The following is an 11,505-nucleotide window of genomic DNA, read 5'->3' as shown; positions in this document are numbered from 1 at the left end:
GGTGGTGCCCGCCGCCGGTGCCGAGGGCGGCTTCGCGCCACCTTTCGGTGCCGTGTCGGTCGCGGTGCGAGCCCCGTCCCGGGTGGCGCCGGTGCCGGTCAGGCCGCCGGCGCCCATGCTGGTCGTGGGCGCGTCGTCCTTGCGGCCGGCATTCTTGCCCTCCGCGGCATAGGTGCTCCCCGCGGCGCAGGTGAGAATGCCTGCGAGCAGGATGGTGCGTGTCAGGCGTCTCACGGGATCTCCGCGGTTCATCGGCGAGCTGGACTCATCGGACCAACCGGGCGCGCCAGGGAGCGTTCCCCAGCGTGGCCGCCCCGGGATCGTGGGATCCCAAGGGGTCGCGCCCTTTGGCGGGGTGCCGGGGCGGAGCCCCCATCGGGCGGAGCCCGACAGCAAGGCTCCGCCCTGCACCCGCGAAAGGGCTCGCCCTTTCGAAACCCGGGATGACCTCAGCCCGCGTCGCGCAGCCCCGCCGCGGCGTGACGGCGGCGGCGTTCGGCCGGGTCCTGGAACACCCCCGACCACAGGCCGAGGCGCCGCCCCCACGCCCGGTCGGCGGCCGCCGCGTAGGCGGGCGCGGCGTCGCGCTCGGGCACGGCGAAGCCCTGGGCGACCATCCAGGCGCCGAGATCCTCATCGCCGATCCGGCACAAAGCCACGACGGTGTCCCCGCCGCCGTGCGGCTCGCAGGCGACCGCTGCCCCGCCGATATGGCCGGCCAGCGTCCGGGCGGCGTCCCGGCCACAGGCGTAGGTCCGGTCCTGCGCATCCGAGCAGGTCTGATCTGTATCCGGCGCGACGATGCCGGACAGGCTGACCTGACGCGACCCGACACGCAGGGTCCCGCCGTCGATCACCTCGGCGGAGCCCTGCAGGATCTCGCCGGCCCGGGCGGGGGCGTGCCACGCGAGGCCGCCCGCCAGCAGCGCCGCCAGCAGCGGCAGGCGCGACCGGCCGGCTTTGTGGTCCGGGCAGAGGAGGGTGCCGGCAACGCCGGCGGCGCAGGCAAGGAGGGCACCGAGGATCAGTGACATGGTTTGAAGTCTCCGGACGGGGTATGGACCCCTTGTGCCGAAGCCCCGCCCCGCCAGCCTGACGGCGCCTGTCAGCCTCCCGTCAGGCAGAGCGCGCTACCGCGTACCCGCATGAACGTCCGTCGCGCCGCCTGCCTCTGCCTGCTCGGCCTCCTCGCCGGCGCCCCGGCCTCCGCCTCCGAGGACGCCGACCGCGCCCGCCAGGCCCTGGAGAAGGGCGAGATCCGCCCCCTCGACGAGATCCTGCGTGCCGCCCGGGAAGCGGTGCCGGGCGATGTCGTATCGGTCGATCTCAAGCGCGACGACGGGCGTTGGCGCTACAAGCTGCGCATCCTCGGCGCCGACGGGAAGCGCCGGACCGTGAAGGTCGATGCCCGCTCGGCCAAGGTTCTGGACGATGACGACGATGATTGAGGGGCATCCGTGCGCGTCCTGATCGTCGAGGACGAGCCCCGCATCGCCGCCGACATCCGCCAGGGCCTGGAGCGGGCCGGCTACGTCGCCGACGTGGTGGCGGACGGGGAGGCCGCGTGGTTCCGCGCCGAGACCGAGCCCTACGACGCCCTGGTGCTCGACCTCGGCCTGCCGCGCCTCGACGGGCTCGGCGTGCTGCGGCGGCTGCGGGCCTCCGAGATCGCCCTGCCGGTGCTGATCCTCACCGCCCGGGACGGCTGGCGCGAGCGGGTCGAGGGCATCGATGCCGGGGCCGACGATTACCTCGTCAAGCCGTTCCGGATGGAGGAGTTGGTCGCCCGCCTGCGCGCGATCCTCCGGCGCACCGCTGGCCACGCCTCGCCGATCCTGCGCGCCGGCACCGTGGAGCTCGACACCCGCACCCGGGCGGTCAGCGTCGACGGCCGCCCGACCGAATTGACCGCCCTGGAATACCGACTCCTGTCGTTCCTGCTGCACCGGCCGGGCCAGGTCGTTCCCGCGGGCGAAGTGCTCGACCACCTCCACGGGGTCGGCACCGAACGCGAGGCCAACGCCCTGGAGGCGCTGCTCACCCGCCTGCGCCGCAAGCTCGGCCCGGGGGTGATCGAGACGCGGCGCGGCCTGGGCTATTGCGTCCCGGCCGCGGACGGCCCGTGAAGCGGAATTCGCTCCGCCTCCGGCTCGGCCTCGCGGCGGCGGCTCTGATCGCCCTGGCGCTGGTGCTCGCCGGGATCGGGCTGACCGTGATCCTCGACCAAGTGCTCGACGCGCGCACCGCCGACGCCCTCGACCGGACCGCCAAGCTCATCGCCGGGCGGGTCAGCCTTGCGCCGGACGGGAGCCCGACCCTCTCCCGGGAGCCGCCCGACCCACGCTTCGCGACACCCTATGGCGGCCTCTACTGGCAGGTTGAGGCGGGATCGCACGTCCTGCGCTCGCGCTCGCTCTGGGACAGGAGCCTGGATGTCGGCGCGGGTGCGAAGCCGCCCGCGACCATCGACACGACCGGGCCCGATGGCGGTCGCCTCATCGCGGTGGTCCAGCCGCTGACGATCGGGCCGCAGGGCGCCGAAACCGAGCTGCGCGTGATCGTGGCGGAGGATCGGCGCAACCTCGCGGCGAGCCGTACGACCTTCCTGCGCCTGCTCGTCCCGGCCTTGGTCGCGCTGTTCGTCGTGCTGACCCTGGCAATGGCGCTGTTCGTGCGCCGGGCCCTGGCGCCGTTCCGAGTGCTGCAGACCGATCTCCTGGCGGTCCATGCCGGGACGCGGACGCGGCTGCCGGAGCATTTCCCCGACGAGGTCCGGCCGCTGGTCGCCGACCTCAACCGGCTGCTCGACGTGCAGGAGCGGGCGCTGATCCGCGCCCGGGACGCGGCCGCCGACATGGCTCACGGCCTCAAGACGCCGCTCGCCGTGCTCGACGCCCTGGCGCGCCGGACCGACACCGCCGATCCCACCCTCTCGGCCGAGATCGCCGAGCAGGCCCGGGCGATGGGCGGACAGGTGGAGCGGGCCCTCGCCCGGGCGCGAATCGCCGCCTCCGGCGACCTGCGGCGGCGCTCCTGCCGGGTGGCGCCGGTGGCGGAGCGGCTCGTCGCGACGATGCGCCGGCTGCCTGAGGGCGATTCCCTTGACTGGGCGGTCTCGGTTCCGGAGGCGCTCGCCTATCCGGGGGAGGAGGGTGAGCTGATGGAGGTGCTGGGCAACCTCCTCGACAACGCCCGGAAATGGGCCCACCGCCGTGTGCGGGTCACCGGGCAGACGGAATCCGGGCCCCAGAGCCTTGCTGTCGAGGATGACGGCCCCGGCATGAGCGCGGCGGCGATCGCCGGCATCGGCCGCGGCCAGCGCTGGGACGAGACGCGGCCCGGCACCGGCTTCGGCATCGCGATCGCCCGGGACGTCGCCGAGGCTGCGGGGGCGCAGCTCGATTTCGGCAGGTCGGAGCTGGGGGGCCTGCGGGCGGAGCTGACGTGGCCGGGCAGGTGAAGGGAGAACGAGCGCGCATCCAATCCACCCCCTCATCCTGAGGTGCCCGCGTCAGCGGGCCTCGACGGAGGGCCCCAGCCAGCCGCTCCGCCCCTGGTGGGCTCCTTCGCGGCCGCCGCTGCGCTGCGGCACCTCAGGATGAGGGGTTGGGTTGGCTGATGGCGGTGGTGCGGACCCTCGACCGTTCACCGCCTCCGCTTCACCCTGCCCTCGACCGGCCGGCTCAGGCGCATGAGCAGCGCGCTCAAGGTTCGGGCGCAGGCCTGCGTCGTGCGGCCCTCCGTGGCGAGGGTCAGGTCGGGCCGCTCCGGCGCCTCGTAGGGGGCCGAGATCCCGGTGAAGTCCGGGATCCGGCCGGCCCGGGCCAGCCGGTACAGGCCCTTCGGATCGCGGGCCTCGCACAGGCCGAGCGGGGTATCGACGAACACCTCGACGAACGGGATATCGCCCGCGATCCGCCGGGCCAGCGCCCGGTCGGCGCGGTAGGGCGAGATCAGCGAGACGATCACCACCGAGCCCGCCTCGGCCATCAGGCGTGCCACCTCGGCGGTGCGGCGGACGTTCTCGGACCGGTCCTGCGCCGTGAAGGTCAGGTCGGCGTTCAGCCCATGGCGGAGGTTGTCGCCATCGAGGACCGCGCTGTGCCGGCCGGCTGCCACCAGCGTCCGGTCGGCGGCCGCCGCGAGGGTCGACTTGCCGGCCCCCGACAGGCCGGTCAACCACGCGATGACCGGCCCCTGGCCCAGGCGCGCCCACCGGTCCTCCCGGGGCTGGAGGTGGTGCCATGTCACGCGGCCCGGACGGGGATCGGTTGGGATCGTCTGCAAGGCGCACATATCCGTCGCTTGAGGCATCGTCCGCGGCGGTCGCGGTACCGGTTGTCGAATGGCGCGACAGTCGCGTCAGGGCACGCGCCAAGCCGGGTATCCCACCGCGTCGCCGACGCGCTCCTTGACGTCCTCCAGCAGGTGGGCCGCCCGGCGGCGCCACGCGGGGGGTGGCCGGAAGGCGGCGTGATCCATCGCGGCCCGCACCATCGCGGCGATCAGGGCCTCCGTCTCCGGCGCGACCGGCCGGCCGGCGAGTTCGTTCGGGGGCGCGGCCGGCGCGGTCTCGATGACCGCATCCCAGGGCCGGCCCCAGCAGGCGGCGGCGAAGCCCTCGTTGGCGGCGGCGTAGCGCCCCGCGACCCGGGCCAGACCCTCCGGCGCGTCGCCGCGGAACCGATCCGAATCCAGCCCCCGCGCCCAGGCCCAGCGATCGACGACATGGCCGAGTTGCCGGGGATGCCCGATCACCTGCCGGTGCACGCCGTGCCGGTACAGGCAGCGCGCGGCCTCGACGGCGAGCGGTCCGGAACTGCGGTTGGTCCGGTATTCGAGGTCGGCCGGGGTCAACAGCGGCGCGAGCCGATCGCGCAGGCCGAGATCGCCGATCAGCCGCGCGAGCAGCGGCGCGTCCGACCGGCGGTCGCGGAACGGTACGGCGGTCACGCGGCCCTGCGAGGCCCGCCGCCATGTCTCCAGCAGGGCCCTGTAATCGTAGCGCCCGGAGGCGCCCTCGACGCCCAGGAAGCCGCGGAAGGTGCGGCCCTCGGAGACGACCTGGGTCCGCAGGGCGTAGGCGGAGGCCAGCTGCTCGGCCTGCGGCTTGACGACGAGGGCCGTCTCCAGGGCGAAGCCATGCCGCGCGCAGATCTCGGCCAGGATCTCTGGGACGCGCCAGCGTGCCCGCTGCACGGCGAAATCCTCATAGGAGAGGATCAGCGTATCCGCCCGGGTCGTGGCAAGGGCCTCGTCCAGCCGCGCGAGGCCGGCACGGCGCTCAGCCTCGGGACGGCGCCGGTCGAGCCCCTGGCCGAGCCGGTGGTGATTGACGTCGAGGCTGTCCGGGGCGCCCGGCGCAGCAAGCTTCGGATAGCAGATCCCGACGGCGTCGAGGCGCGGACGCAGCCGCGCCAGCACCTCCTGGAACGCGGTGGAGCCGGTCCGCGGCATCCCGATATGCACGATTGCGCGTCGCACGTGTCTGTTTGACCCTGTTGGAATCTAAGACATCGGCCGATGTCAGCGCGGCAGGGCACAGTCCACGCGCGAGCGCGGACGGGTTTAGCCGAGACGATAACCGAGTAGATCCGTAATCACGGTCCGATCACGGGAACGCGACCAGAAATAGCCAAGCTCCGTTTCTGGTCTATTTCGGGGTATGTCGTGAATGGATACCGCTCGCACGACCGAAGCGACACGACAGGGCCCGATCGCATCCAACCCTCCACCGCATCCTGAGGTGACCGCGTCGGCGGGCCTCGAAGGAGGGCTCCAGCCAGCGGCGCGATCCCTGGAGGGCTCCTTCGAGGCCTCCGCTTCGCTCCGGCACCTCAGGATGAGGGGGAGGGTTGGAATGCCGGATCAAGGCTTTTCAGGCTTGTGCGTGTACCGTGTGCAACGCGATCGGGGGCGAGCCCCTAGCGTCCACCCTCGGCACCGTCGCGGCGGAGCAGGAACACGCCCTGTGTGCCGAACAGGTTCCAGACCCACCAGGGCATCGAGAACCGCATCGGCCGGCCGCGGGCGTTGAGCGCCGTGGCGTGCTCGATCCGGGCGCCGATCAGCCGGCAGAGCCCGACGAAGTCGCGGATCGTGCAATGGTGGATGTTGGGCGTCTCCCACCACGCATCCGGCATGATCTCGGTGATCGGCATGCGCCCGCGCAGGGCGAGTTCCGACCGGACCCGCCAATGCCCGAAATTCGGGAACGAGATGATCACCTGTCGGCCGATCCGCAGCAGGTGCTCCAGCACGATCCGCGGGTTGCGGGTCGCCTGAATCGTTTGGGACAGGACCACCACGTCGAAGGCGTCGTCCGGATAATTGGCGAGGTCGGTGTCGGCGTCGCCCTGGATCACCGAGAGGCCCCGGGCGAGGCAGGCATTCACGCCCTCCCGGGACAGTTCGATCCCGCGCCCGTCGATGCCCCGCCGGTCGCGCAGGAGTGCCAGCAGCGAGCCGTCGCCGCAGCCGATATCGAGGACCCGGGCGCCCGCCGGGACGAGGCCGAGCACCACGAGATGGTCGACCCGCGGCGCACCGCTCTCTCCGGCATGGGGGAGGGCATCCGCGCTCTCCCAGGGCGCGCCGTGGGTGATCTTTCCGAGAGCCGATCCGCTCATAGGCCGCGGGCCCGGGCGGCCGCGTCGATGAAGCCGCGGGCGGCGGAGAACATTGCCGGCTCGTCGAGCAGGAAGGCGTCGTGACCCTTGTCGCTCTCCACCTCCACGAAGGCGACCGGCGCCGCAGCGGCATTGAGCGCGTGGACGATCGCCCGGGATTCCCGGGTCGGGAACAGCCAGTCCGAGGTGAAGGAGATCACGCAGAAGCGAGTCTTCGTGCCCCGGAACGCGTTGGCGAGCACGCCGCCATGGTCCTCGGCGAGGTCGAAATAATCCATTGCCCGGGTGAGATAGAGGTAGGCGTTGGCGTCGAACCGCTCGACGAAGCTCAGGCCCTGGTGGCGCAGGTAGCTCTCGATCTGGAAGTCGGCGTTGAACGAGAAGGTCGGCGCCGAGCCGCCCTGGAAGCGACGGCCGAACTTCCGGTGGAGCGCCGGTTCGGACAGATAGGTGATGTGCGCGCCCATCCGGGCGACGCCGAGGCCCTTGGCGGGGCGCGTGCCGGCTTCGAGATAGCGCCCATCCGCCCAGGCGGGATCCGCCATGATCGCCTGCCGGCCGACCTCGTGGAACGCGATGTTCTGCGCCGAATGGCGGGGGCCCGTGGCGATCGGCATCGCGGCGAAGACGCGCTCGGGATAGAGCGCCGCCCATTGCAGCACCTGCATCCCGCCCATCGAGCCGCCGATGCACAGGAACAGGTCCTGGACGCCGAGATGCTCCAGCAGCATCGCCTGGGCGCGGACCATGTCGCGGATCGTCACCAGCGGGAAGTTCAGCCCGTAGGGCCGGCCCGTCGCGGGATCGATCGAGGCCGGGCCGGTGGAGCCCATGCAGGAGCCGATGACGTTCGAGCAGACGACGAAGTAGCGGTCCGTGTCGATCGGCTTGCCGGGGCCGACCAGGGTCTCCCACCAGCCGGCCTTGCCGGTCACCGGATGGGTCTGGGCGAAGTACTGGTCACCGGTCAGCGCGTGGCAGATCAGCACCGCGTTGGAGCGCGCGGCGTTGAGGGTGCCGGCCGTCTGGTAGGCGATCTGGAACGGCGCGAGTTCGACGCCCGCATCCATAAGCAGCGGCCGGTCCGCGCCGAATCGGGCGACGGGGCTCTTCGGGTCGAGCGCCTGCGAGCGCTCGGAGGCGCGCCGGGTCGGCTCGTCGATCGGGTCCGGCCGGAGGGCCGTGTCCGGTTGGGTGTCCATGGCGGGTCTTGACGACCGTGTCTCCGAGCGGGCCGATCCGGGAGAGCACGGTTTCGCCTGACGCGCCGCCCTCGCCCGATGCGGCCAGCGAGGGTTCGGAGGTAATGCGCGGGGCGGCGAGCGTCAACGCACGCCGCCGATGCCGCTTCACCGATTGCCGGTGTGCCAGACGGATACGCGCGCCGCCCAGACGGTGCCAACCGATCGGTCTGCCGTGGCCGACGCCAGGGCCCGCTGGGTCCGCATCCAGGCGGGCTCGACCATGCAGGCCGCACCATCCCGGACGCTATCGAAAACCTGGCTCATGTCCCCCTCCGTCCTGTGACGACGGAGGTCTAGATCGCGCTGCCAAGCGTCGCAGTGCGGCCGAGCACGTGCCCCCCGCTGGCCTTCAGGCAATCGGCGCGGCCATCAGCGCCAGCCCCAGGGCCGGCAGTGCCACTGCGAGCGCGGCGCGGGCGTCCAGCCGGTCGGCTCCGACCCCCGCCCACCAGTGCCGGCTAGCGACGTTCTCGATCAGGAGGCCGGCCAGCACGAGGGTGCAGCCGGCCAGCGCCTGCAACGAAACCATGACACCCTCACCCCACCGCCGCCGGTCACTGCCCGGCCGTCAAATCCGGTGGAGAAGTCGGTTCGATGGCTGGCAGTTCCTCAACGCATCGCCGCCGCGCAGGCGGCGAAGACCAGGGCGGCACCGGCTGCCGTGATGCAGCCATTGGCCCAGGGTGCCGCCTCGGCGCGCCGCAGGCGGCAATCCGCGGCGACCGAGGTGAGGATCCCGATCAGAAACAGACTGCAGGGGATCAGGTCACCGGGCATTCTCGAACCATCCACGCAAATACAGGGCGCGGCGCGCCCGTTGCGCCCTGTCTCCGGATTCAACGGGCCGAAACGTGGCGCGTGCCCCGCGGCATTTGCGCGTCGCCGGTTTTGCCGCGGTGGCCGCAGATGGATCATCGCCGTCAGAGCTTGTCTTGGGCTGGCCCCGTTTCGAAATCCTCCGGCCCCATGTCGAGCAGGTCGTTCGGCGTCTCGATCCGGTCATAGGCCCGGCTGGCCGCCGCCTCGATCGCCGCCTGATTGCGCGCGAACAGGTCGAGGGCCGCCACGTCGGCCCCACCGCCAAAATGCTGGCGCAGCACCGGGATCGGCACGTCGATCCCGATCACCCGCTCGCCGTTGGTCATGGCAAAGCGGATCAGGGAGTCATCGGCGGGCAGGATGTGGGCGCCGCCGTCCAAGTAGCGTGTGAGGGGCATGGCTTCCGTCCTTCGCAGTCTGGTGACATCGGGACAGGTAGGGCGAGACCGACGCACGGGGATGGAGCCGCGATCGGCGACCGCGACCAAGACCGGCGGGTTCACCGGCAAACGAAATGTTGTAGACGGGCGCGAACCCACCTCCGCACCGCGCATCCCGAGTCGCCCCGCAATGCCCGCCCCGCAACCCGCCCGCCCGGAACCGCGCCCCGGCGTCCTGGCGATCGACACCTACGTGCCCGGCAAGAGCGGGCGGCCCGGAGGCGGCACGGTCTACAAGCTCTCGTCCAACGAGACGCCCCTCGGCCCGAGCCCCGCGGCTTTGGCCGCGCTCCACGAGGCGACCGCCAAGCTCGAGACCTACCCGGACGGGCGCGCCACCGCCCTGCGCACCGCCATCGCCAAGCGCTACGGGCTCGATCCCGAGCGGATCGTCTGCGGCGCGGGCTCGGACGAGCTGCTGTCGCTCCTCGCCTACGCGTATGGCGGGCCGGGAAGCGAGGGCATCTATTCGGAGCACGGATTCCTGGTCTACCGGATCGCCATCCTGGCCTCGGGCGCCGAGGCCGTGGTGGCGCCAGAGCGGGACTACACCACCGATGTCGACGCGATCCTGGCCCGGGTCACGGAGCGGACCCGGATCGTCTACGTCACGAACCCCAGCAACCCGACCGGGACCTATCTGCCGTTCGACGAGATCCGCCGCCTGCACGCCGGCCTGCCGCCGCAGGTGCTCCTCGTCATCGACTGCGCCTATGCCGAGTACGTCCGGGCGAACGACTATTCGGCTGGACTGGAGCTCGCGCTCGAATCCGAGAACGTCGTGATGACCCGGACCTTCTCGAAGATCCACGGGCTGGCCGCCGTGCGGATCGGCTGGATGGTCGCGCCGGCCCATGTCGTGGACGCGGTCAACCGGATCCGGGGGCCGTTCAACGTCTCCGGGCTGGCAATCGCCGCGGGCTCGGCCGCCATCGCCGACGAGGCCCACATGGCGGCCGCCGCCGCCCACAACAATGAGTGGCTGCCGAAACTCACCGAGGGCGCCCGGGCGCTCGGTCTGGAGGTCACGCCGAGCGTGGCGAATTTCGTGCTGATCCACTTCCCCGATGAGCCCGGTCGCTCGGCCGCGGACGCGGACGCGTTCCTCACCGAGCGCGGGCTGATCACGCGGCGGGTCACCGCCTACGGCCTGCCGAACGCCCTGCGGGTGACGGTGGCGAGCGCCGAGGCCAACACGGCTTTCCTGGCGGCGCTCGGCGACTTCGTGCGGGGTGCCGATGCCTGAGGAATCCAGGGGCCCCATCGACCGCCTCGCCATCGTCGGCCTCGGGCTGATCGGCTCCTCGATCGCCCGGGCGGCAAGGCGCTACGGCCTCGCCCGCACGATCGTGGCGGTCGACCGGGACCCGGCCGTGCGCGACCGGGTCCAGGAACTCGGCATCGCCGATCACGTCACCGGCGACCCGGCGGAGGGCGCGTCGGACACCGACCTCGTGATTCTGTGCGTCCCGGTGGGCGCCATCGGCGCGGCGGCGGCCGAGATGGCGCCGCATCTCAAGCCGGGCGCGATCGTGTCGGATGTCGGCTCGGTCAAGGGCGCCGTGGTGGCGGCGATCCAGCCGCACCTGCCCGACGGTGTCGCCCTGGTCCCCGGTCACCCGATCGCCGGGACCGAGTTCTCGGGGCCGGATGCGGGCTTCGCGACCCTGTTCCAGGGCCGCTGGTGCATCCTGACCCCGCCCGAGGGTACCGACCCGGCGGCGATCGACACCGTCCGGGCCCTGTGGGCGGGGATGGGCGCCAATGTCGAGACGATGAGCGCCGATCACCACGACCACGTGCTCGCCATCACCAGCCACCTGCCGCACCTGATCGCCTACAACATCGTGGGCACGGCGGCGGAGCTGGAAGAGGCGACGCAATCCGAGGTGATCAAGTTCTCGGCCAGCGGATTCCGCGACTTCACCCGCATCGCCGCCTCGGACCCGACCATGTGGCGGGACATCTTCCTCAACAACCGCGACGCGGTGCTGGAGATGCTGGGCCGGTTCAACGAGGATCTCTCAGCGCTCGCCAAGGCGGTGCGCTGGGGCGACGGCGAGGCGCTGCACGCGATGTTCACCCGCACCCGGGCGATCCGGCGCAGCATCGTGGCGCTGGGTCAGGAGACGGCGGCCCCGGATTTCGGCCGGCCGCGGCCGCCGGAGGAATAGAGGGCTAGCCGAACCGCGGGTTCGCACCTTACCCGTTGCAGAAGAGGAGCAATTGGCTCCGCGCATCTCCCTCCCCCCTCTGCGGGGGAGGGTGGGCCAGCCGTAAGGCCGGGTCGGGAGAGGGGCAGCGCGACGGTTCAGGACGTGGGGCCCGTCGTGACCTATCCGGCAGCGTCGCTCCCCTCTCCCGACCCCCTTC

15 protein-coding genes are annotated in these 11,505 nt (G+C 72.1%); 5 read left to right on the top strand and 10 right to left on the bottom strand.

Features of this window, described 5'->3' with window-relative positions; translation table 11 throughout:
• The coding region (locus tag MKK88_RS14395; RefSeq protein WP_244000776.1) for a hypothetical protein at positions 1–234 on the bottom strand (234 nt) is incomplete at its 3' end.
• Positions 235–449: 215 nt separating this feature from the next.
• Complete coding sequence (locus MKK88_RS14390) at positions 450–1,034, bottom strand: thermonuclease family protein (protein ID WP_244000774.1); 585 nt, start codon at positions 1,032–1,034, stop codon at positions 450–452.
• A 111-nt stretch (positions 1,035–1,145) separates the two neighbouring features.
• Here MKK88_RS14390 and MKK88_RS14385 point away from each other — a divergent pair, with 111 nt between their 5' ends.
• From MKK88_RS14385 to MKK88_RS14375, 3 genes are read left to right on the top strand one after another with little or no spacing between them, the layout of a single operon-like run.
• Positions 1,146–1,448, top strand: a complete 303-nt coding sequence (locus MKK88_RS14385; RefSeq protein WP_244000772.1) for a PepSY domain-containing protein — start codon at positions 1,146–1,148, stop codon at positions 1,446–1,448.
• 9 nt (positions 1,449–1,457) lie between these two features.
• On the top strand, positions 1,458–2,126 hold the full coding sequence (locus tag MKK88_RS14380) for a response regulator transcription factor (protein WP_244000770.1): 669 nt from the start codon (positions 1,458–1,460) through the stop codon (positions 2,124–2,126).
• Complete coding sequence (locus MKK88_RS14375) at positions 2,123–3,460, top strand: sensor histidine kinase (RefSeq protein WP_244000768.1); 1,338 nt, start codon at positions 2,123–2,125, stop codon at positions 3,458–3,460. Before MKK88_RS14380 ends, MKK88_RS14375 begins: the two co-directional genes overlap by 4 nt.
• A 185-nt stretch (positions 3,461–3,645) precedes the next feature.
• Here the strand turns inward: MKK88_RS14375 and cysC are convergent, their stop codons facing one another.
• The 8 genes from cysC to MKK88_RS14335 all read right to left on the bottom strand — a co-directional run bounded on the left by cysC (position 3,646) and on the right by MKK88_RS14335 (position 9,090).
• Positions 3,646–4,296: an adenylyl-sulfate kinase gene (gene cysC, locus MKK88_RS14370; RefSeq protein WP_244000766.1), complete on the bottom strand. Its 651-nt coding sequence runs from the start codon at positions 4,294–4,296 to the stop codon at positions 3,646–3,648.
• A gap of 66 nt (positions 4,297–4,362) precedes the next feature.
• Positions 4,363–5,484: a hypothetical protein gene (locus tag MKK88_RS14365; RefSeq protein ID WP_244000764.1), complete on the bottom strand. Its 1,122-nt coding sequence runs from the start codon at positions 5,482–5,484 to the stop codon at positions 4,363–4,365.
• A gap of 440 nt (positions 5,485–5,924) precedes the next feature.
• Positions 5,925–6,629 (bottom strand): methionine biosynthesis protein MetW, encoded by a 705-nt coding sequence (gene metW, locus MKK88_RS14360; protein ID WP_244000762.1) that lies wholly within the window; start codon positions 6,627–6,629, stop codon positions 5,925–5,927.
• Positions 6,626–7,831, bottom strand: a complete 1,206-nt coding sequence (locus MKK88_RS14355; protein WP_244000760.1) for a homoserine O-acetyltransferase — start codon at positions 7,829–7,831, stop codon at positions 6,626–6,628. Before MKK88_RS14355 ends, metW begins: the two co-directional genes overlap by 4 nt.
• A gap of 147 nt (positions 7,832–7,978) precedes the next feature.
• Positions 7,979–8,137 carry a hypothetical protein gene (locus MKK88_RS14350; RefSeq protein WP_244000758.1) on the bottom strand — a complete coding sequence of 53 codons (159 nt, stop codon included), beginning with the start codon at positions 8,135–8,137 and terminating at the stop codon, positions 7,979–7,981.
• Between the two features lie 85 nt (positions 8,138–8,222).
• Entirely contained in the window at positions 8,223–8,402 is a 180-nt protein-coding gene (locus MKK88_RS14345; RefSeq protein ID WP_244000756.1) for a hypothetical protein, read from the bottom strand.
• 80 nt (positions 8,403–8,482) lie between these two features.
• Entirely contained in the window at positions 8,483–8,650 is a 168-nt protein-coding gene (locus MKK88_RS14340) for a hypothetical protein (RefSeq protein ID WP_167627797.1), read from the bottom strand.
• Positions 8,651–8,793: 143 nt separating this feature from the next.
• Positions 8,794–9,090 (bottom strand): hypothetical protein, encoded by a 297-nt coding sequence (locus MKK88_RS14335; protein WP_244000755.1) that lies wholly within the window; start codon positions 9,088–9,090, stop codon positions 8,794–8,796.
• A 172-nt stretch (positions 9,091–9,262) separates the two neighbouring features.
• Here MKK88_RS14335 and MKK88_RS14330 point away from each other — a divergent pair, with 172 nt between their 5' ends.
• On the top strand, positions 9,263–10,378 hold the full coding sequence (locus MKK88_RS14330; RefSeq protein WP_244000753.1) for a pyridoxal phosphate-dependent aminotransferase: 1,116 nt from the start codon (positions 9,263–9,265) through the stop codon (positions 10,376–10,378).
• Positions 10,371–11,306: a prephenate/arogenate dehydrogenase family protein gene (locus tag MKK88_RS14325; RefSeq protein WP_244000751.1), complete on the top strand. Its 936-nt coding sequence runs from the start codon at positions 10,371–10,373 to the stop codon at positions 11,304–11,306. Before MKK88_RS14330 ends, MKK88_RS14325 begins: the two co-directional genes overlap by 8 nt.
• The last annotated feature ends 199 nt before the right edge of the window (positions 11,307–11,505 follow it).

Origin of the sequence: Methylobacterium sp. E-005 (assembly GCF_022829725.1) — a bacterium.
Taxonomy (GTDB): Bacteria; Pseudomonadota; Alphaproteobacteria; order Rhizobiales; family Beijerinckiaceae; genus Methylobacterium.
This window is presented reverse-complemented; position numbering and strand designations above follow the sequence as displayed.